Annotated in this window: 20 protein-coding genes; 9 read left to right on the top strand and 11 right to left on the bottom strand. The window is 69.0% G+C overall.

The features are described from left to right. Positions 1-3 precede the first annotated feature (3 nt). From ACSYDW_RS05030 to ACSYDW_RS05005, 6 genes are all read right to left on the bottom strand, one after another. Positions 4-264, bottom strand: a complete 261-nt coding sequence (locus tag ACSYDW_RS05030; RefSeq protein ID WP_438337610.1) for a hypothetical protein — start codon at positions 262-264, stop codon at positions 4-6. A 257-nt stretch (positions 265-521) separates the two neighbouring features. Then, the gene (locus tag ACSYDW_RS05025) at positions 522-2174 is read right to left on the bottom strand and encodes a dipeptide ABC transporter ATP-binding protein (protein ID WP_438337609.1); all 1653 of its coding nucleotides are present in this window, start codon (positions 2172-2174) and stop codon (positions 522-524) included. Beyond that, positions 2171-2995 (bottom strand): ABC transporter permease, encoded by an 825-nt coding sequence (locus tag ACSYDW_RS05020; protein WP_438337948.1) that lies wholly within the window; start codon positions 2993-2995, stop codon positions 2171-2173. Before ACSYDW_RS05020 ends, ACSYDW_RS05025 begins: the two co-directional genes overlap by 4 nt. Positions 2996-3090: 95 nt before the next feature. Then, positions 3091-4056 carry an ABC transporter permease gene (locus ACSYDW_RS05015; RefSeq protein WP_438337608.1) on the bottom strand — a complete coding sequence of 322 codons (966 nt, stop codon included), beginning with the start codon at positions 4054-4056 and terminating at the stop codon, positions 3091-3093. A 37-nt stretch (positions 4057-4093) separates the two neighbouring features. After that, positions 4094-5761, bottom strand: a complete 1668-nt coding sequence (locus ACSYDW_RS05010) for an ABC transporter substrate-binding protein (RefSeq protein ID WP_438337607.1) — start codon at positions 5759-5761, stop codon at positions 4094-4096. A gap of 218 nt (positions 5762-5979) precedes the next feature. Further along, positions 5980-6585, bottom strand: a complete 606-nt coding sequence (locus tag ACSYDW_RS05005) for an NAD(P)-dependent oxidoreductase (protein ID WP_438337606.1) — start codon at positions 6583-6585, stop codon at positions 5980-5982. Between the two features lie 108 nt (positions 6586-6693). Between ACSYDW_RS05005 and ACSYDW_RS05000 the strand changes: the two genes are divergently transcribed. After that, a complete protein-coding gene (locus tag ACSYDW_RS05000) occupies positions 6694-7071 on the top strand; it encodes a winged helix-turn-helix transcriptional regulator (protein ID WP_438337605.1) in 378 nt (125 codons plus the stop codon). 72 nt (positions 7072-7143) lie between these two features. Here ACSYDW_RS05000 and ACSYDW_RS04995 read toward each other — a convergent pair whose 3' ends face one another. Continuing rightward, the gene (locus tag ACSYDW_RS04995; protein WP_438337604.1) at positions 7144-7914 is read right to left on the bottom strand and encodes a DUF2182 domain-containing protein; all 771 of its coding nucleotides are present in this window, start codon (positions 7912-7914) and stop codon (positions 7144-7146) included. A 28-nt stretch (positions 7915-7942) separates the two neighbouring features. Beyond that, positions 7943-8548: a DUF1326 domain-containing protein gene (locus tag ACSYDW_RS04990; RefSeq protein WP_438337603.1), complete on the bottom strand. Its 606-nt coding sequence runs from the start codon at positions 8546-8548 to the stop codon at positions 7943-7945. A gap of 282 nt (positions 8549-8830) precedes the next feature. Here ACSYDW_RS04990 and ACSYDW_RS04985 point away from each other — a divergent pair, with 282 nt between their 5' ends. The 4 genes from ACSYDW_RS04985 to ACSYDW_RS04970 all read left to right on the top strand — a co-directional run bounded on the left by ACSYDW_RS04985 (position 8831) and on the right by ACSYDW_RS04970 (position 14034). Beyond that, positions 8831-10468, top strand: a complete 1638-nt coding sequence (locus ACSYDW_RS04985; RefSeq protein WP_438337947.1) for an FAD-dependent oxidoreductase — start codon at positions 8831-8833, stop codon at positions 10466-10468. Between the two features lie 49 nt (positions 10469-10517). After that, a complete protein-coding gene (locus ACSYDW_RS04980; protein WP_438337602.1) occupies positions 10518-11816 on the top strand; it encodes a cytochrome P450 in 1299 nt (432 codons plus the stop codon). Between the two features lie 124 nt (positions 11817-11940). Further along, positions 11941-12393: a DUF4383 domain-containing protein gene (locus tag ACSYDW_RS04975; RefSeq protein ID WP_438337601.1), complete on the top strand. Its 453-nt coding sequence runs from the start codon at positions 11941-11943 to the stop codon at positions 12391-12393. A 183-nt stretch (positions 12394-12576) separates the two neighbouring features. Then, entirely contained in the window at positions 12577-14034 is a 1458-nt protein-coding gene (locus ACSYDW_RS04970; protein WP_438337600.1) for an L-lactate permease, read from the top strand. A gap of 40 nt (positions 14035-14074) precedes the next feature. Here the strand turns inward: ACSYDW_RS04970 and ACSYDW_RS04965 are convergent, their stop codons facing one another. The 3 genes from ACSYDW_RS04965 to ACSYDW_RS04955 form a co-directional block, all read right to left on the bottom strand. Next, complete coding sequence (locus tag ACSYDW_RS04965) at positions 14075-15331, bottom strand: aminotransferase-like domain-containing protein (RefSeq protein ID WP_438337599.1); 1257 nt, start codon at positions 15329-15331, stop codon at positions 14075-14077. Positions 15332-15398: 67 nt separating this feature from the next. Further along, positions 15399-16034, bottom strand: coding sequence for a GerMN domain-containing protein (locus tag ACSYDW_RS04960; RefSeq protein WP_438337598.1), 636 nt, complete (start codon positions 16032-16034; stop codon positions 15399-15401). 93 nt (positions 16035-16127) lie between these two features. Then, on the bottom strand, positions 16128-16529 hold the full coding sequence (locus ACSYDW_RS04955) for a helix-turn-helix domain-containing protein (RefSeq protein ID WP_438337597.1): 402 nt from the start codon (positions 16527-16529) through the stop codon (positions 16128-16130). 122 nt (positions 16530-16651) lie between these two features. Here ACSYDW_RS04955 and ACSYDW_RS04950 point away from each other — a divergent pair, with 122 nt between their 5' ends. The 4 genes from ACSYDW_RS04950 to ACSYDW_RS04935 all read left to right on the top strand — a co-directional run bounded on the left by ACSYDW_RS04950 (position 16652) and on the right by ACSYDW_RS04935 (position 20575). After that, the gene (locus tag ACSYDW_RS04950; protein ID WP_438337596.1) at positions 16652-17476 is read left to right on the top strand and encodes a helix-turn-helix transcriptional regulator; all 825 of its coding nucleotides are present in this window, start codon (positions 16652-16654) and stop codon (positions 17474-17476) included. Between the two features lie 168 nt (positions 17477-17644). Then, entirely contained in the window at positions 17645-18619 is a 975-nt protein-coding gene (locus ACSYDW_RS04945; RefSeq protein WP_438337595.1) for an ABC transporter substrate-binding protein, read from the top strand. Then, positions 18616-19527, top strand: a complete 912-nt coding sequence (locus tag ACSYDW_RS04940) for a siderophore-interacting protein (RefSeq protein ID WP_438337594.1) — start codon at positions 18616-18618, stop codon at positions 19525-19527. Before ACSYDW_RS04945 ends, ACSYDW_RS04940 begins: the two co-directional genes overlap by 4 nt. Further along, positions 19502-20575 carry a FecCD family ABC transporter permease gene (locus ACSYDW_RS04935; protein ID WP_438337593.1) on the top strand — a complete coding sequence of 358 codons (1074 nt, stop codon included), beginning with the start codon at positions 19502-19504 and terminating at the stop codon, positions 20573-20575. Before ACSYDW_RS04940 ends, ACSYDW_RS04935 begins: the two co-directional genes overlap by 26 nt. The last annotated feature ends 7 nt before the right edge of the window (positions 20576-20582 follow it).

Raw genomic sequence — 20582 nt, 5'->3', positions numbered from 1 at the left:
CGCTCAGCTGAAGATGAATGAGACGGCCGCGCTGAACGGCTTGATTTCGTAGTACCGCACTGCCGGCACCACGGCCGGGGCATGGTCCTCCAGGAACCTGCGCAGGTGCCACATGGCCCAGCCCAGCCGGTCCGCGGGCGGGACGGCGTTGGGGACGGTGACCACGAAGTGCGTCGCCACGGGGTCGCCCGCCAGGGTGTGCTCCGTGATGGTGGCTGTCACGTTGCCGATGGACAGGATTTCGGAAGCTGCTGGGGTGCGCATGGTGGAGTCCTTTGGGATCCTGCGGCTTATGGGGGATTCGGCCGGCGGGCCGGTGTGGCGGGTCCTGGGCTTGCTTCAAGCATCCCTTGGGGCACCGACAGTTTGCGCCCCGATCCGCCGGTTTGGAGCATCGTTTTTTGCTGGGTCGTAACGGTATTCGTAGCCGTCCGGTGCCTTGGATTGCCGCGCCGGGGAACGGTGGCAAACCGTCGCCGGGGACGCAAGGGGCCACGCAACGAGTCGGGTGCGCGGCAGGTTCAGCCGCCGGAAACGATCCGCGGTGCGGCGCTGAGCAGCGCCCGCGTGTAGGGGTGCTGCGGGTCGGCGAACAGGGCCTCGGTGTCTCCGGACTCCACCACGGTGCCGCCGCGCATGACCAGCACGTGGTCGCTCATGTGCCTGATCACGGACAGGTCGTGCGAGATGAACAGGTAGGAGAGCCCGAGCTTCCGCTGCAGGTCATCGAGAAGGTCCAGCACCTGCGCCTGGATCGAGACGTCGAGTGCGGAGACCGGCTCGTCGCAGATCAGCACGCGGGGCTCCGGGGCCAGCGCCCGGGCGATGGCCAGCCGCTGGCGTTGCCCGCCCGAGAGCGTGGCGGGGTTCCGTGGTGCCAGCGAGGCCTCCAGCCCCACCAGCCCGAGCAGCTCGTCGATGCGCGCGCTGTAACGCCGCGGGTTGCGGGTGGCCCCGGCACTCAGGGCGTCGGCCAGCAGCTTCTCCACGCTCAGGCGCGGGTCGAAGGAGGAGAGCGGGTCCTGGTAGATGGCCCCGAGCTGGGGGCGGATGGCCCGTCGCCGGGATTCGGGCAGGGAACTCCACGGCTTGCCGAAGAGTTCGACGGAGCCCGCGTCCGGGGCCAGCAGACCCAGCACCATGCGCGCGGTGGTGGTCTTGCCGGAGCCCGATTCGCCGACCACGCCCAGCGTCCGGCCGGGCAGCAGCTCGAAGCCGGCCCCGGACACCGCGATGAAGTCGGGGCGGCCGGGGGTCCTGAACGTCTTGGACAGCGCGCGGGCACTGAGCACCGGGGCGGCGGCTTCCGCGCGGGGAGGCACGGGTGCAGCCGGTGCCTCCGGGGGAGCACCGGGGGCGGTTCCCGTGGCGGGGGAGAGCCGGGTGTGGCGGGGCTTGCCGGCCGGCACCGCGCGCAGCAGCCTCCGGGTGTATTCGTGCCGCGGGTCCCCGAGGACCTGCCCGGCGGGGCCGGATTCCACGATGCGCCCGTCGCGCATGACGGCGATCGTGTCCGCCACCCGGGAGACGGCGGCCAGGTCGTGGCTGATCATCAGCATCGCCGAGCCCTGCCGGCGCAGCTCGCCCAGCAGGTCAAGCACCTGCGCGGCGATCGTGGCATCCAGCGCCGTGGTGGGTTCGTCGGCGATCACCAGCGCCGGGTCCAGGGCGATGGCGGAGGCAATGAGCGCTCGCTGGCGCATGCCGCCGGAGAGTTCCCCCGAGAGCTGCCCGGCCCGCAGCGCCGGGTCGTCGAGCCCCACGGACTCCAGCAGTTCCAGCACGCGGGCACCGCGCCGGGCGGGGGACAGCGCGGTGTGCAGGCGCAGCGCGTCGTCGATTTCCCGGCCGATCCTGCGCAGCGGGTCCAGCGAGGTCAGCGCATCCTGCAGGATGAAGCCGATGTCCTTGCCGCGCAGCCGCCGCCAGGCCCGCTGGCCCAGGGAGCGGACGTCGCGGCCGGCCAGCGCCAGGGCCTCGGCGCGCACCTCCGAGCGCGGCCCGGCCAGCCCGATCAGCGAGCGCGCCGTGACGGACTTCCCGGAGCCGGACTCGCCGACCAGCGCCAGGCAGGAGCCCCGGGCCAGGGAGAAGGACACGTCGCGCACCACGTGGCGGGTGCCGAAGGAGACGTTGAGGTTGCGCACCTCCAACGCGGGGGCGGGCCCTGTCATCGCGCACCGCCGTCCCGCTTGGGCACCCGTGAGAGCACCGTGGCGGCCGCCGCGACAAGCACTATCGCCAGTCCCGGGAAGAACGTCATCCACCAGGCCAGCGACAGGTAGGTGCGCCCGGCCGAGAGCATGGCACCCCATTCGGGGGCAGGTGGCGGGGCCCCGAGGCCCAGGAAGCTCAGCGACGCGGCCCAGAGCACCGCCTGGCCCAGGCCCAGGGTGCCGAGCACCGCGATCGGGGCCAGCGCGTTGGGCAGCAGGTGCGTGGTGAGGATCCGCGCCCGGCTGCGTCCCAGCACCGTGGCGGCCTCCACCATGGGGGAGTTGCGCAGCGCGATGAGCTGCCCGCGGATCAGCCGGGCGTAGCCGGGGGCGGTGGTCAGCCCGACGGCCACCACCGTGGTGCCGACGCCGGGACCGGCCAGCGCGATGAACACCAGCGCCAGCAGCAGTCCGGGCAGCGCGAAGAGCACCTCGAGGATGCGCCCCACCCCGGCGTCCAGCCAGCGCCCGCCGAACCCGGCCAGCGTGCCCAGCACCAGCGCCAGACCCAGCCCGATCGCCGTTGCCGCCGCGCCGATCAGCAGCGAGGGCCGGGCCCCGTGGATGATGCGTGCGTAGATGTCGCGCCCCGATTCGTCGGTGCCCAGCAGGTGGCCGGGGCCGGGGGGCGAGAACGCGTCGGCGGGGTTGATGGCCAACGGGTCGACGGGGGCCAGCCAGGAGGGGAAGGCAGCGGCCAGCACGAAGAAGCCGAGCACCAGGACCGGGAAGGCCAGCTGCAGCCAGCTGCGCCACGGGAGGGCACCGGGGCGCGGCATCCTGCGCCCGGGCACGGAAAGCACGGGGTCCCCGGGCGGGAGTTCGTGGGCCGGGCCTGCGGCGGAAGCGGCGCCCGGATCGTGGTGCGGAAGGCTCATGCGGCACGCAACCTGGGGTCGGCGAGGCGTTCGGCGGCATCGGAGCACGCCATGATCACCACGTAGGCGGCGGCCGAGAGCAGCGCGACGCCGGTGACCATGGGGATGTCGCGCGCGCTCACCGCGGAGAGCAGGCTGCGGCCCAGGCCCGGGCGGGCGAAGATCGATTCGACAACCACGGCGCCGGAGAGCAGCGAGCCGAACGCCCAGCCGGAGAGGGCGATGCCGGGAAGTGCCGCGTGGCGCAGGGCGTGGCGCAGCAGCACCCCGTTCTCGCTTTCGCCGCGCGCCCGCGCGGAAAGCGCAAAGGAGGAGGTGTGCGCGTCGAGCATCGAGTCGCGCATGACCTGGCCCAGGAAGCCGGCCAGCGGCAGGGCCAGGGTGGCCACCGGCAGGACCAGCCCGGCGGGGGTCTGCGTGCTCACCGGCGGCAGCCAGTCCAGCGTGGTGGAGAAGAGCAGGATCAGCACGCTGGCCAGCCAGAAGTGCGGGACGGCGGCGGAGACGATCTCCAGCCCGGAGGCCAGCGCGCGTCCCACCGCCCCGCTGCGGATGGAGGCGGTGGCCACGGCCAGCGCCAGCACCCAGGCCACCAACAGGGAGAGCACCGCGAGGGTGAGCGTGGGCGGCACCAGTTCGCCGAGCACCTCTGCCACAGGGACCTTCAGCGAATAGGAGGTGCCCAGGTCGCCGGTGGCCAGCTTCCACAGCTGGCCGAAGTACTGGACGGCCAGTGGTTGGTCGAGCCCGTATTCGGCACGGGCCAGGGCAAGTGCCTCGGCGGAGGCCTGGGAACCGGGGCCGCCCATGATCGCCTCGGCCGGGTCGCCCGGGATCATCCGGATCCCGAAGAAGATCGCCGTGGCAACGGCCCACAGCACAAAGATCCCGCCACCGATTTTGCCCAGCGCCCAGCCGGCGACTTTCCCAAGTCGCCGGCCGGGTCGCGGTGGCGGATTCATCGGTGGGCGGGACCTTCTCAGGGGCGTGCGGGACGTCCTACTTGCCGAGCCAGGTGTCGAAGAACGTCGGGGTGGCCACCGCGGTGGTGGTCCCCACGCCCTGGGTCTTGGCCGAGTACAGGAAGTGGTTCTGCTGATCGTACAACGGCAGCAGGTAGTAGCCCTCGAGCACCAGCTTCTGTGCCTGGGCGTAGAGGTCCTTGCGCTCGGCCTCGTCCTTGGTGGAGCCGGCGGTTTCCAGCAGCTTGTCCAGCTCCGGGTTCTTCACCTGGGAAAGGTTGGCGAAGTAGCCCGACGGGGCCGGGATCGTGGAGTCCGAGTGGAAGAGGATGCTCAGCACGCTCGGGCCCACCTTGGTGTACGGGGCGGAGACCAGGTTGTAGTTGTGCTGGAAGAGCTCGCCGTACCAGCTGGAGAGGTCCAGCAGGTTGATCTTGACCTCGATGCCCGATTCCTTGGCGGTGGCCTGCAGCTGCTCGAAGAGCGACTGCTCGGCCGGGATCGACTGGCTGGTGCTCACCGGGAAGGTGAGCGAGAGGCGCTTGCCGTCCTTCACGCGGTAGCCCTCGGCGTCGCGCTGCGTGTAGCCGGCGGCATCCAGCAGTTCGCCGGCCTTGGCCGGGTCGTAGGCGAAGAGCGATTCCTCGCTGAAGCCCAGCGGCTCGACGCTGGAGAGCGGGGAGTAGGAGCGCTTCGCGGTGCCGAAGAAGAGCGAGTCGATGCCGGCGTTGACGTTGACCGCGTGGATGAAGGCCTCGCGCACGCGCACGTCGTCGAACGGCGCCTTGGAGGAGTTCAGCTCGATGCGGTTGGAGGCGCCGGGGCGCGGGGCGTCGAGGTGCTTGAGCGTGTCGTTCTTCGCGGCGGCGGCAATGGTGTCCGGCTGCGCGTTGTCGATGATGTGGACCTCGCCGGCCTGCAGGGCGGCGTAGCGGGTTGCGGCCTCGGGGATGAAGCGCCAGGTGATTCCGTCCAGGTAGGCGGCGCCCGCGTGCGACGGGGCATCGGTCGGCTGGACGTAGCCGTCGTTGCGGACCAGGCTCACCGAGTCCTGCTTCTTCCAGGATTCGACCTTGAACGGGCCGGTGCCCACAGGGGCTGCGCAGTTCTCTTCCTGGGAGCGCTTCAGCGCGGTGGGGGACTCGATGGCAACCCACGGCATGGAGAAGGACTCGAGCAGCGAGTTGTCCGGCGTCGAGAGCTTCAGTTCCAGGGTCGAGGCGTCGAGCGCCTTCATGGTCTTGATCTTGCCCAGCGCCAGGTAGCCGGTGGAGGAGGCGGTCTTCGGGTCCAGCAAGTGCTCGAAGTTGGCCTTGACCGCGGCGGCGTCGAGCGCGGTGCCGTCGGTGAACGTGATGCCTTCGCGGATCTTCACGGTGCGGGTGAGTCCGTCCTCGGACACCGTGGAGCCGGAGGCCAGCCACGGGACGAGTTCGCCCTGGGAGTCCTTGCTGTAGAGGGTCTCCAGGTACTGGGAGGAGATGAGAGCCTGCGGGTAGTTGCCGCCGACGTGCGGGTCGAGGCAGCTGGGCTCGGCGTCGCCGGAGGCGTAGACCAGGGTGCCGCCGGTGACCGGGGTTCCGGCGTCGTTGCCGGCTCCCGGGGCGGGTGCGGGGGTGGAGGTGCAGCCGGCCAGGAGGAGGGCCGTGGCCAGCATGGCGCTCGTGGTCAGAACGCGGGGTGCCAAGGTGCGGGCGTGAATCATGGAACAACTTCCTGCATGCCGATGAGGTTGGGGTGGAGTGGGTGCGGCGCGCCGAGGTGCGCGCACCGCATCCACCTTAGAACAGTCGCCGGATGAGGGACCGGTACTGTGCGCGAGGTCATAGTCGCCCGGGCATGTCCGCGGGAGGGTTAAATGCAAGGTGCGTGTGTCGGGCCCCGTGAGCGGGCCCCGACACACGCACCTGAACCGGGTTCCGGTTAGACGCTGGCCACGGTGAAGCGGCGGTGCAGGTGCTTCGGGTCCTCGAGCTCGTCGAGGGCGGCCACGGCGAAGTCGCCGGTGCTCACCTGATCGCCGGCCGGCGAGTCGTTGCCCAGGGCGATCGAGCCGGTGGCCGGGCCCGGTGCGATGGCCGGTGCCGGTGCCAGCATGGTCCAGTCCAGACCCGAGGCGGAGGTGTAGAAGTCGAGGATGGACCCCATGGCGAGGGCCTCCGCCTTGTAGGCCTCGGGGAAGCCCGGGGCGTCAACCAGGCGCACGCCGTTGACCTCGGTGGCGCCCGCGCCGCCGACGATGAAAAGTCGTGCCGGGACGAGGGTCTCGGAGATTTCCTCGTGGGCGTCGATGAAGGCCTGGTGGTCCTCACCGGTGCGCGACGGCGGGACGGACAGGACCACGACGTCGTTCTCTGTGGCAAGCTTGCGGTAGGCGGCGATGTCGCCCAGCCCGGCGGTGGCCGCGGTGGTTCCCTCGACGGTCTTGCCGGAGTGCGAGACTGCTGTGACCTCGTGGCCACGGGTCAGTGCTTCGGCAACGATCTGGCTGCCAACCATGCCGGTTGCTCCGTATACGGCGATCTTCATGATGCGTTCCCTTCGGGTTGCTGGTGCGGGTTCTGGGGCTCCGCACTGGTTCAATGATTCCATGGTATCCACTTGATACCAAGTACCTCAACGTAATATGGTTACCACATGGATACTGAAGCCAAGGACTTCGACGTGATGACGTTCGGGTGCCCGTCGCGCGTCATCATGCAGCGGCTTGGCGACAAGTGGGCGCCCCTGGTGTTCCTGGCCCTGAAAGACGGACCGCGCCGCTTCTCCCAGTTGCGCACCGACATCGGCGGCGTCACCCCCAAGGTTCTCACCCAAACCTTGCGCACCCTGGAACGTGACGGATTGTTGAAACGGACCGTCTACCCCGAGGTGCCGGTGCGCGTGGAGTACGAACTTACCGAACTGGGCCACACGGTGCTCGGCCCGATGGACGTCCTCAGGGCCTGGGCCCAGGACCACGCAGCCCTGGTGCTGGAGGCACGCGACGCCTACGACGAACTCAACGACGCCTAGAACATTCGCGGGCACGTGCGCCCGTTGCCGGAAAACGGCAGGACTGGACAGTTGATTGATTCGGGTTAGCTGTCACATGCCCGTTCCCGGGCCCATGCCGGGATCCATGCCCGGCCCCGTGTACAGCCCCGGCAACAGTTCGGGGAAGAACGGAACCATGACGGCGAAGACGATCAGGCAGGCTCCGACGACGCGGCTGAACGCGATCCCGTGCCGCCAGGTCTTCTCCAGGAGGACCACCGCCGCAATAACGGCCATCCACGCCAGGTTCATGGTGCCGACGATGACCAGCACGAGCATCAGGCCCCAGCAACATCCGGTGCAGTAGGCCCCGTGGTAGATGCCGGCCCGCACATCCCGCAGCGGGCCCTTGTAGCCCGAAACGTGCAAAAGCAGCGTCACCGGAGACCGGCAGTGCCTCAGGCAGAAGTTCTTCAGGGGCGTGAGTTGGTAGGCGCCGGCTGCCGCCAGCAGGCCGGCACCCACCCAGGGTGCGGCCGTCGGGGCCAGAGCGGCAAGGGCGCCGCCGAGTATCGAGGCCCCGTAGGCCAGGATGCCGAACACGGCCCAGGCGGCCAGGTAGCCGACGACGAGGGCCGCGGTGCGGGCCGCCCTGACCCATGGGTTGGGCACCGACCGGAGCGAGCGGAGGTATATGCCCAGGAGCGGCGCCAGCGCCGGCAACATCATCGCCGCCATCATCAGTTCCCAGCCGGCGAGGTACCCGGCCACACCCAGGCCCATCGCGCCGGGACCCGAGGGCATGCCGGAAACAGCCAAGATCGTGAAAAACCAGGCAACGAGGGCACATGCCAGCAAGGCGAGCAGGCCGGGAAGCGGCATGGCCGCCGGGACTGCCCGCCCGGCCGTGTCAGGCTGCCCAGGCGAAGGGTGCCGAGAAGGAGTTCTTGCCGGCATTGTCCCATTCCATTCCGAAGACATCGACGGTGCCGGTGCTGCCGGTGCCTGCTGCCAAGGTGTCCGCGGGGAATCCGACGCCGCTGACCCGGACCCCGGATCCGGTGGGATCGAGCGGGGACACGAAGTCTTCGACCTCGACGTTGACGGCATCGCCGACCTGGACCCGGTGGCGGCGTCCGTCGTCGGAATAGTTGATCTCGAGTGACTGCATGCCGGCCATCTCGCCGATCAGCGGAACAAGACCCGCCATCGGCCCGCCGGCTTGGCCGCCGAACACGGAGCCGAGGGCCTCTGCCTGGCCGGGGGAGGCGTTTGCGTCCATCAGGACACCGACCTTCCAGCCGCCCTCGCTCATCATCTGCGGGGCGTCGCCGACCAGGCAAACCGTCAGCCCGCCGACGTCGATGCCGTTGATCTCCCCGGCGTCCAGGTGGAACGCCAATGCCACTTGGCAACGTGCGTAGTCGGCCGGTGCGGTAAACCCCGAGGTGGCGCAGGGGCAGATGGAATCGCAGTTGCAGTTTTCGAAGTATGTGCCTTCAATTTGCCAGCCCATGATGGGCTCCTTCCGGGTTTTCCCCCAGGTTCGCCTTCAGTTTCCTCCCGCCGGGAGGGCCGGTCAAGACGCGGAAGACCGCAGTATCCGCCGGGTTTCCGCACCCTCCTCCGGCGGCAGGGAACCGCGGCTGACAAGCTGCTTTCCGAACAGTTTTTGCCCGCCCGGGCGAGCCCGGCAGAGCCCCGGCACGGTGCTGCCGGACGGTTCCCTTTCCCCGCCGGGGTGCCGGGCTTAACATCGAGGTGATGCCCCGGGGCCGGAGCAGGGAAAGAGTTCGTGATGCGGCTCGTCGTCGACCTCACCAAATGCCAAGGCTATGCACAATGCGCGTTCCTCGCGCCCGATGTCTTCTCCATCCAGGGCGACGAAGCGCTCGTCCATGACCCGAACCCCTCCGAGGACCAGCGCCGCCGCGTGCTGCGTGCCGCTGCCGCATGCCCGGTCCAGGCCATCATGCTGGACGCGCGGGAGGGCCCGGCGGATGCGGCAGGGCCGGGTCCCCAGACCGCGGAAGAAGCCGCGGAAAATGCCGCAGACGTCAGTGACACGTTCATGCGCACCGGGCGCATCGTCATCGTCGGGGCCTCGCTGGCCGGGCTGCGGGCCGCCGAGAAGCTGCGCGGGGAGGGGTTTGCCGGTTCGCTGACCCTGGTGGGTGACGAGCCGCACGAGCCCTATGACAGACCGCCGCTGTCCAAGCAAGTCCCGGCCGGCACGGTTTCCCCCGAACACACGAAGCTGCCCCGGCAGCGCGGGATCGACGCGGACTGGAAACTGGGGGTCGCCGCCACCGGGCTGGACCTGCGGGGCAAACGGGTGTTCCTTGCCGACGGCACGGCGCTGGACTTCGACAAGCTGCTGATCGCCACGGGGGTGCGGGCCCGGCCCTGGCCCAACCCCCAGGAGGCAGCGCTGGAGGGCGTGCTGACCTTGCGCACCCGCGAGGACGGCGCCCGCCTGCGGGAGCAGCTTGCCGCATGCCCCCGCCGGGTGCTGGTCATCGGGGCCGGGTTCATCGGCTCGGAGATCGCCTCGGTGTGCGTCGAACTGGGCCTGGACGTGACGGTTGCGGAGGCCGGGCCCGCCCCGCTCGGGGCAGCACTGGGCGGGGTGGTCGGGGCCATCGCGGGGGAGATCCAGAGGGAGAACGGGGTGGACCTGCGCTGCGGGGTCAGGGTCGCGGCGCTGGAGGGCGACGATGCCGGGCACCTGCGAGCCGCCAGGCTCTCCGACGGCACAACTCTCGAGGTGGACGTCGCCGTCGCCGCCCTGGGCGTGCTGCGCAACGTCGACTGGCTGGAGGGCTCCGGGCTGGCCAGCGGCCCCTGGGGCGTCGCCTGCGACGCCGGCTGCCGCGTCATCGACGTGAACGGGCTTGTCACAGACGACGTGTTCGTCGCCGGGGACGTGGCGCGGGCCCCGCAGCCGATGTTCGGCTACCAGTTCCTGGCCATCGAACACTGGGGCAACGTGGTCACCCAGGCGGAGGTCGCGGCCCACAACATGCTCAGCGGCCAGGCGAACCGGTGGCCGCACCTGGCCGTCCCGAAGTTCTGGTCCGTCCAGTTCGGCCACGACATCAAGAGCGTGGGTGTGCCGTCGGTCGCCGACCAGGTGGTCATCACGCAGGGCTCGGTGGAGCAGCGCCGTTTCCTGGCCGTCTACGGCTACAAGGGGCGGATCGTCGCGGCCGTCGCGTTCAACCAGAACAAGTGGGTGGAGTTCTACGAACCGCTGATCGAACGGGCCGCGCCCTTCCCGCCGCCGCCCGCCCCCGTCGACGAACCCGTGCATGCGGAGCCGGTCCCCGCCGGGTTCCACGCACTGGCCAGCCCCACCCAAGACGCGACGGTCGTGGTGACCGGGCACGACCCCGCGGAGCGCCACGCCACGCTGAGGCCAGCGTCCCCGCGCTGACCTCCCCGCCCATCACGAACCACCAACCACGGACCAAGGAGTGTGCACCATGGCCGAGCCAAGCATCTGGGACCGGGTCCTGGACTACGCCAACCGGCCCGACCCGTATCCGCTGTACCGGGAAATGCGCAGGACACCGGTGAGCAGGATGCCCGACGGGGCCTACCTGGTGAGCACCTACGCGGAGATCGTTGCGCTGCTGCACGACCCGAGGGTCAGCTCCGACCTGTCCCGGAACCCCCACGCGTTGGCCATGGCCGCCGAGGCCGCGGGGGTCCGCGGTGCCGAGGAACGCCTCGAAGCCGCCGCCGCGGAACGCACGGCGGCCGAGGGTGACGGCGAAGGGCAGCAGGGCGTCTCCAAGACCTTCCTGCTGATGGACCCGCCCGAGCACGACCGGATGAGGCGGTTGGCCATGCGGCATTTCGGGCCCCCGAATTCCCCGCGGAGGATCGCGGACCTGGAACCCAAGATGCTGGAGCTTGTCACCAGGTTGATCGATGCCATGGCGGGCAAGGACCGCATCGACTTCGTCGAGGACCTTGCCTACCCCTTCCCGGTGTCGGTGATCTGCGAGCTGCTGGGGGTCCCCGATCAGGACAAGGCCCGCTTCCGCGTCTGGGTGGACATGGCCCTGCAATCCACAGACCCCGCTCTGGACCCCGAAACGCAGAAGGCCCGCGGCGAGGAGGCGGGTCGGGAACTGAACGCCTTCATGTCCGAACTCGTCGCGGCGCACCAGGAAAACCCGGGAAACGACATGCTCTCCGCCATGGCCGCCGACGACGGACCGGAGGGCCGGATGACCACCGAGGAGCTGGTCGGCGTCGGGTTGCTGCTGCTCATCGCCGGCCACGAAACCACCGTCAACCTGATCTCCAACGGCGCGCTGACCCTGCTGCGCCACCCGGAGGTGCTGCAGCGGCTGCGCCAGGACCCGGACCTAGCCATCCCCATGGTCGAGGAACTGCTGCGCTACGAACCCCCGGTGCACTTCGTGCCGTTCCGCACCGCGCTCGCCGACCTCGAGGTCGCCGGCACCACGATCCCGGAGGGCTCCGCCATCACCCTGGTCCTGGGCGCAGGGAACCGCGACCCCGCCCACATCGCGGACCCGGACAGCTTTGTCCCGGACCGCGGGAACAACCAGCACCTGGGCTTCGGCGGCGGCATCCACCTGTGCTTCGGGGCACCGCTGGCCCGGCTGGAGGCGCAGATCGCGCTCGCCGAGATGGCCCGGCGTCTGCGGAACCCGCGCCTTGTCACCGACCCGCCGCCGTACCGGGTCAGCCCGATCCTGCGCGGCCCGCTGCACCTGGCGATGGACATCGACGGCATCGACCCCTGAGGCTTCCGACCGTGCCGCCCCGGAATTCCCCGCCACCGGCCAATCCGGCGTACCGGTGGCTCCGAACACCCAGTGTCAGCAACGCAGCAAGCGTTGGAGCACCAGGCGGTTCAAGGAGTTCATCATGGTCTCAACACACGACACCGGTCACCGATCCCCGGTGCAGTACGCGGCACTGGCCGTGGGAGCGGTCTTCCTGCTGGTCGGGATCCTGGGATTCATCCCGGGGATCACCAGCAACACCGAGCACCTGGGCATGGCCGGGCACCATTCGGATTCCATGCTGCTGGGGATCTTCCAGGTTTCCGTGCTGCACAACGTCGTCCACCTGCTCTTCGGTTTTGCGGGCCTGATCCTTTGGCGCAACCCGGTGGCCGCCAAGCGTTTCCTCGTGCTCGGCGGGGTCATCTACCTGCTCCTGGCCTTCTACGGAATCTTCATCGACCAGGCAAGCGCGGCAAACTTCGTTCCGGTGAACACGGCGGACAACGTGTTGCACTTCGGCCTCGGGGTGGGCATGGCCGGTCTCGGGCTGGTCCTGGGCAGGAGTTCAACCCCCGTCCATCGCATGGCCTAGGGGATCCCCGGATCCGGGCCCGGAACCCGCAGCCTGTTCCCCGTGGACAGGCCCGAGGGTCCCGGGCACGTTGCATGGATGTGAAGCCCGCCGGAGCCCTGGAATCGGCGGGCGTCCTGGCGCACGGGTAGTCTCGGCCTCGAAGGAATCCGAACAAGCGCAACCCAAGGGGACCACCGGGACATGTTGGCCATCGCCGCAGCACTGCCGATCGCGGTGGCCCTGGTGCTGTTCCTGGCCCGCGCGAAGGCCACCACCATGGCGCTCTGTTCCCTGGCCACCGGGCTGGCCGTCGCACTGCTCTTCTTTCCCGCCGGCCCCGCCGCTTGGCTTGGCGCCGGCATGCTCTTTGGCCCGACGGTCCTGGAGGTCATGCTGATCCTTTTCGGAGGGGTGCTGCTTTCCCGCATCACCACGGAGACCGGAGCGATGTCCGCCATCTCAGGCTGGCTGGGACGCAGCGCATCAAACCCGCAGGCAGGCACGGTGCTGGTGGTGTTCGGGCTGGTGCCCTTCGCCGAATCGGTGACCGGCTTCGGGATCGGCGTGACGGTGGGAGTGCCGTTGCTGCTGCGGCTGGGCCACGACGTGCGGAGCGCCGCGCTGCTGAGCCTGCTGGGGTTGGTGGCAGTTCCCTGGGGAGCCCTGGGCCCGGGCACGCTGGTGGCCGCGGACCTGGCCGGGCTGGGCCTGCAGGAGGTCGGTGTCCGCTCCGCGTTGCTGAGCGTACCGGTCATGCTGGGGTCGGCCGTGACCTGCTGGCTGGTGTTGCGCCGGGATGCCGAACGGCCCGGCCGGATGCTGGCCCACCTGGTGGCCGCCGCACTGCTGCTCAACGGCGGAATCCTCGCCGCTAACCTGCTCATGGGAACCCCGCCGGCGGGCATTCTCGGCTCGCTGCTGGTCATCGTGGTGCACTTGGCGGTGTTCAGGTCCGCCGGCAGCCTGGCACCGGCCGGGCCGCGGGTGCTGCGCGCGCTGCTGCCCTACGGCGTGCTTGCCGCTGGCCTGTTGCTGGCCCGGCTGGCGACCTCGGGGCTTGAACCGTCGTTGGCCACGCGGGCACTGGCCAGCGGAGGTATGTGGCTGTTGGTTGCGTGCCTTGTTGCCCAGCGCGTCGCCCCGGAACCGGGTGCCGCCTCCCGGAATGCGGGCGGGCGGTTGCGGGCCGCCTACTCATCGTGGGTCCCTGTCGGGGTGACAACGGGAGCGTTCACGGTGCTCGGCGCCGTCCTGGCAGTGTCCGGCATGGGCCGCGCGCTGGGGGAGGCGTTGGCCTCGGTGGGTCCGGCATACCTGGTGCTGGGACCTGTGGCCGGAGGGTTCGCGGGTTTCATCTCCGGGTCCAACACCGGGGCGAACTCGATGCTCGCGGCCACGCAGGCGCAGGCGGCGGCGGCCATGGGGTCCTCGGTGCTGCAGCTGGTTGCCGTCACCAACGTGGCAGCCTCCATGGCCACCATGCTGGCCCCCTCGCGGATCGTCTTGGCGTACGAGATGGCCGTCATGGATCCCGGCTCCGGGCCGGATGCCGGGAGTCCCGGCGAACGTGAGGTCAGCGCGTGGGTCGCCCCGAGGATCGCTGCGTTGCTTGCGGCGGTGTGCCTTGCGCTGGGCGTGCTGACGTGGCTGGTCCACTAGCGGTGCCGGCCCCGGGAGGGACCGGCACCGCGGAAGCCTGCTAGGCGTTGGCCTCGATGGCCGCGGCGAGCACCGGCGCCAGGCGCTTGACTCCCTCGCGGATCTTCTCCTCCGGCACGGCACTGAAGGCCAGGCGCAGCCTGTGGCTCGGGGCATCGTGCGGGCTGAACGCGGCGCCCGGGATGAACACCACCCCGGCCTCGATGCCCTTGGCCAGCAGTTCGTAGGTGTCGATGCCTTCGGGCAGCGTCACCCAGATGAAGAAGCCGCCCTCCGGGCGGGTGTACTGGACTCCGGCCGGCATGTGCTCGTCGAGCGCCTCGAGCATCGCCGAGCAGCGTGCCGAGTACAGCGAGCGGTACTCGTCGATCTGTCCGCGCCAGTCGTGGCCCTTGAGGTACTCGCTGATCAGCATCTGGTTCAGCGTTGCCGGGCAGAGGGAGACGGCCTCGGCGGCAAGGTAGAAGCGGCGGAAGAGGTGCTCCGGAACCAGTGCCCAGCCGATCCGCAACCCCGGGGCCAGGATCTTGGAGAACGAACCCATGTAGATCACGTGGTCCGGGTTGCCGGCACGCAGCGGCTTGATGGGCTCGCCGGAGTAGCGCAGCATGCCGTACGGGTTGTCCTCCAGCACCAGGATGTTCTCGGCGGCGCAGATGTCCACGATTTCCTGGCGGCGCTCGGCGGCCAGCGTGATGCCGGAGGGGTTGTTGAAGTTCGGGATGGTGTAGAGGAACTTGATGTTCGCCCCGGCCGACCGGAGCTCGGCGATGCGCTGCGAGAGTGCCGCGGGGATCAGTCCGTGTTCGTCGGTGGCGACGGGTTCGGCCTGGACCTGGTAGGCCTCGAAGGTGTTCAACGCGCCCACGTAGGTGGGGTCTTCGCAGAGCACCGTGTCCCCGGGGTTGCAGAAGACCTTGCAGGCCACGTCCTGGGCGGACTGGGAACCGGTGGTGATGACGATGTTGTCCGGGTTGGCGTCGGTGATGCCTTCCTCGGCCATGACCTCGCAGATCTGCGCGCGCAGTTCCTCGGTGCCCTGGCCGCTGCCGTACTGCAGGGCGCTCATGCCCTCCTCGACGATCAGCCGGTTGGCCATCTCGCCGAGCTTCGCCAGGGGCAGCGACTGCAGGTACGGGTTGCCGCCGGCCAGTGAGACCAGCGTCGGGTCGAGCGAGAGCTCGAAGACGTCGCGCACCGCCGATTGCTTGATGTGCGACGCGCGTTCGGAGAGCAGGGTTTCGTGTCGCGACAGCGACTCTGCTCGTGCCAGTGCCAGCTCGGATTCGCTGCTCATGTCCGCTTCAGTTTGTGATCTCACACACGCACCTTATCAACATTTGTTGCCTATGAGTCAACACTTTTTACTTTTGGCTCAGGAAATCCTCGATGTCGGTTCCCTCGATGAGGATCCTCGCATTGCCGACGCCGGCTGCGACCTTGGCCGTGTATTTCAGCTGCTCGATGATGCGCGGGTCGTCGCAGGTGCCGCTCGACATGGGAACTCCGGTGAGCTTCACGGTGACCGTGTCGCCGCTGACGGTTGAGGACTGGTAGCCCAGGGTGGAATTGGCCAGGGCGTTCCTGAGCCCGGATTCTCCGTGCGTTTCCGACTTGTCCTCCAGCAATGCCTCGAGTGCGGCTTCGACCTGGTTGGTGAACGTGACGGGGCCGGTTTCGGTGGCAACCAGGGCATCACCGCAGCCGATCTTCGGGCCCGATGTGCCCTCCGGGTCGTCAACGGCCACATAGAAGAGCGTGAGCTTGGCCGTCCGGGTGCCGGTCGAGGCGGAGGCGCCGGATGAACCCGTTGGTGCCGGGGGCGCCGAAGGGCTCGGGCTGGCGGCCGGTGATGCGCTGGCGGTGGCGGCCGGCGACTGGGTGGCAGGGGCGCTTGCCGGTGACGGGGGCTCCGAGGGCGAGCATCCGCCCAGGGCCAGTCCGAGCAAGCCCGTTAGCAGGACCGCCACATGGCGTGCGGGCTTCTGGCGGATGGACATCGTGGCCTCCCGGATCGGTGGTTCGCTGGCGCTTGTGTCCACCGTAGTGACGTGCCGCCGGTGAAGTGAAGCGCAAGCAGGTTGCACTTTGGCCTACTCCGCGTTGTCTTCCCGGGGGTTGTCGCGGGTCGCCAGCCATGCCTCGACGGCCGCGGGGCGGATGCGGCGGTGCGTGCCGCGGTACTCAACCGGAATGATGCCCGAGTCGGTGAGCTTGCGCAGGTAGCTCGGCGAGATGCCGGCCAGCTGGGCCGCCTGGGACGTGTTCAGCAGCGACTCGACGGTACTGATGCTCACCTCGTCCCCGCGTGCCATCCGGTGGAGCACTTCGATGAGCGCCTCGTGGGCGCTGTCCGGCAGCTGCAACGCTGTGCCGTTGACGAAAATCGTCGTGTCTGCGGATTCGTCGAGGGCCGCCGCCAGCTTGGTGGCGAGCTTCGGTTCCAGGGCCGGGAACGATGCGGCCTTGGCGAGTGACGTGGTCGGGGATGCCATGTCTCCATCGTATCCGCCGTCGGCGGGCAAGCGCCGGACCGACGTCACCCAAGCAGTTAGGCAAACCTGCTGCTGTTAGTATCAATAACGCAACATTGTCCTTACTAAATTGGCGGTTTCCAATGGCATCAACGGCCCAGGTCGTCTTGGTCGAGCGTCAAGAACCCACCGACGCCACGCCGTCCTGCAGCGATGTCTCCTGCCCGCGGTTCTACCGCGTGCATACCAGCCTCATCACCACGCCTTCCGGGCAGGCCTGGGACTCCCATTGGCACCGGCATTCCCACGAGGTGTTGTGGGGAAGCCGGGGCGTATTGACGGTGGAGACCGGCCACGGCGTGTTCATGGTCCCCCCTGGGCTGGGCCTGCTCGTGCCGGCGGGCGAGGACCATGCCGTCCTGGCCGGGCCGCGGGCCGAGTTCCGCTGCACCTTCTTCCACGCCCAGCTCGGTGCCGCGCCCGGATCCGGGCCGACGGCGATAGCCATGCCGAGCGTCTTGCAGGAGCTCCTGCTGCACTTCGAGCGCAGCGACGACGACCTTGCGTTGCGGCGCGATGCCGAAAGCGTTGCCTTCCGCATGCTGCGCCCGACGGACCTGCGCGTGGTGGACATCGTGCTGCCGGAGGACGACCGGTTGCGGACCGTGGCCCGCGGCATCCTCGACGACCCCGCGGAGGATTGCACGCTCGAGCTGTGGGGCTTCAGGGTCGGGGCCAGCCCCCGGAACCTCTCGCGCCTCTTCATTAAGGAGACGGGCATGACCTTTGCCCAGTGGCGGCTCCAGGCCAGGCTGCGCATCGCGTTGAACCTGCTGCTCGACGGGCTTCCCGTTGGGCAGGTGGCCAGGAGGGTCGGGTACCTGTCGGTGAGTGCCTTCGTCGCGGCGTTCCGCAAGGAAGTGGGCCAGACGCCTGGCGTCGTGCGGGGCGGGCTGCTCGAAGCCTAGGTTCGGCGGAGGATGTCGGCTGCGAGCAACCGGCTGTCCGGTTCGCGATACGGCGGCGATTTACTGTGGAATCACAAGATAGGTAACCCTAACTTCCTGGTGGGCATTTTGAGTCGCCGGGGTTGCCGAATGTCTTCCCTCCAGCCTCCTCGCAGAATCGGATTCTCCATGAAAACCATCTCGACCAAGTACCTCGGTGTCGTCGCCGCCCTCGGCGCTTCGCTCCTGCTCACATCCTGCGGTGCCTCCGGCGCAGCCCAGGGCCAGACGCCGTCCCCGTCCCAGGCCCAGACGATTTCGGTCAGCAATGAACACGGCACGGCGGAGGTTCCCGCGGACCCGCAGCGGGCCCTCGGTTTCTACACCACCGACACCGACATCCTGATCACCCTGGGCATCAAGCTTGCAGACCAGCAGCCCATCCGCGGGGACTCGGGATTCACCACGTTCCCGGACTTCTTCTCGCAGGAAGCGCTGGCGAACGTGAAGCCGTTCGCGAACTACCCGGAGTTCAACTACGAGAAGGTTCTCGAAGCCAACCCCGACTTCATCCTCAACGGACTGGCCTACGACACCGAGATCCCCAAGAAGCTGAACCCGATCGCGCCGACCTACAACTACAACGGGTTCGACGGCGCGGATTGGCGTACCCACTTCAAGAAGACGGCCGAGGTGCTCAACCGCACCGAGCAGTACCAGGCCTGGGTGGACAAATACCAGGCACGCATCGACGAGGTTAAAGCCAAGATCAAGGCCGCCGGAATCGACCCGGTCGTTGCCAACATGTCCTTCTACGACGGCAAGGTCGGTGTTGACTGCTACGGCATCGCTTGCCTGGTGTTCGACGACCTCGGGCTGAAGATCACCCCGCTGGCGCGCGACAACGACGGTGCCGGAACCCAGCTGAGCCTCGAGCAGCTGGACAAGCTCGAGGGCATCGACGAGGTCTTCACCTCGATGGGCGTGGACGAGCAGCAGCCGCTGCTCCAGACCTCCGACAAGCTCAACGCCAGCAGCGTCTGGAAGGACCTGAGCTTCGTGAAGGACGGGCAGATCGCCGGCTTCAACATGGAAATGGTCTACGGCTCGCCCAGCGGCCAGATGGCCCTGGTGGACGTAGTTGAAAAGGCGCTGCTGCCATGAGCGAGGCGACGCTGAGCGAAACCAAGCTGGAGAACCGCATCTACCGTGCAGTGGTGGTGCGCACCGAGCGCCTCACCGAGGGCATGATGCGCATCGTGCTGGGCGGCCCGGACCTCGAGACCTTCATCTCCACGGGCGTCGGCGACGAATACATCAGGCTGTTCCTTCCCGAACGCGGGCAGAGCGTTCCCGTCTACCCGCACCCGGAGGGAGACTACTGGGAATACACGGAGGACCAGGTCGCGGGCCCCATGCGCACCTACACGATCCGCTCCGTCGACGAGGCGGCCGGCGAGATCGGCGTCGACTTCGTGGTTCACCCCGGCGGCATCGCCGCGGACTGGGCGCTTGCGGTCCAGGCCGGGTCCGAGGTCGGATTCAACACCCCGACGGGGCTCTACGAGCTTCCCGCGGACGCCGGGTGGCAGGTGCTGCTGGCCGATGCCACGGGCCTTCCCGCCGCGGCACGCCTGCTGGAAAACACCCCGGAGGGCCTGCACACCACGGCCATCCTGGAGGTCGCGGGCCCGGCCCACGAACAGCCGCTGGAACTGGGGGACCGGACGCAGGTCCGTTGGCTCCACGGCGGCAACGGGAACTCGCCGAGCCGGCTCGCCGAGGTGCTGCGCGGCATGGACCTCCCGGACGGGCCCGGCTACATCTGGGTTGCCGGTGAGGCCCGGGTGACCCGCGAGGCCCGCAAGTACCTGCGCCGCGAGCGCATGCTCCCGGTCACCAGCTTCAAGGTCGTCGGCTACTGGACCGACAAGTCCGAGGAGTGGAACGAACGCTACGAGGCCCTCGGCGATGACTTCAAGAAGTGGCTCGAGGAACTCTGGTCCACGGACAAGGACCCGGAAACCATCCAGGACGAAGTGGCAGATGCCTTCGACGCCCACGGTCTCTGAGGTTCCACCCCGCACCGCGCAGGAGCAGGCCGCCGCACCGGGGCTGATGCGCGTGAACTCGCGCCGCAGCGCCGGGGCGGTGGCCGCCCTTGTCCTGCTGGTCCTCGTCATGGCCGCCAGCCTGCTGCTCGGATCGCGCGAGGTCAACCCCGTGATCATCATCGAGGCGCTGGCCGGCCACGGCACCACGCCGGACCACGCGGCGATCATCGATTTCCGGGCACCGCGCACCCTGGCCGGGCTGCTGGTGGGCATCGCTCTGGGCGTCTCCGGCGCACTGATCCAAGCGCTGACCCGCAACCCGCTGGCGGACCCCGGCATCCTGGGCGTCAACTCGGGCGCGGCCTTTGCCGTGGTCATGGGCGTGGCGTTCTTCGGCGCCCGGGAGATGGGCGAGTTCGTCTTCTTCTCCTTCGCCGGTGCGCTGCTTGCCGTTTCCGTCGTCTACTTCCTGGGGTCGCGGGGACGTTCCGGCGGAACGCCGATCAAGCTCACGCTGGCGGGTATCGCCTTCGGCGCTGTGCTCTCCGGCATCACCCAGGGGTTCATCCTGCTTGACGAGTCGACCTTCAACGCCATGCGTTTCTGGGGTGCCGGGTCGCTGGCCGCGACCCCGGCGGGGGCGCTGGGCTGGCTCTCCTGGTGCGTGGTGGCCGGGGTGGCGATCTCGCTGCTGGTGTCAAGGTCGCTGAATGCCACGGCCCTGGGCGACGACCAGGCCGCGGCCATGGGCGCGAGCCTGGGCCGCACCCGCGTGCTCGTGGTCCTCGCCGTCACCCTGCTGTGCGGGGCGGCGACGGCCGCCGCCGGGCCCATCGGCTTCGTCGGGTTGATGGTCCCGCACGTCGCACGCTGGATCACCGGCCCGGACCAGCGCTGGATCCTGCTCTACACCATCCTGCTGGCCCCGTCCCTGCTGCTCGGCGCGGACATCATGGGCCGGCTGGTCATCAGCCCCGACGAGTTGCAGGTCGGCATCGTCACGGCCTTCGTCGGAGCCCCCGTGCTCATCTGGCTGGTACGCCGGAAGTCGGCGAGCACGCTGTGAACACGCA

Origin of the sequence: Paeniglutamicibacter selenitireducens, from assembly GCF_051550675.1 — a bacterium.
Taxonomy (GTDB): domain Bacteria; phylum Actinomycetota; class Actinomycetes; order Actinomycetales; family Micrococcaceae; genus Paeniglutamicibacter.
This window is presented reverse-complemented; position numbering and strand designations above follow the sequence as displayed.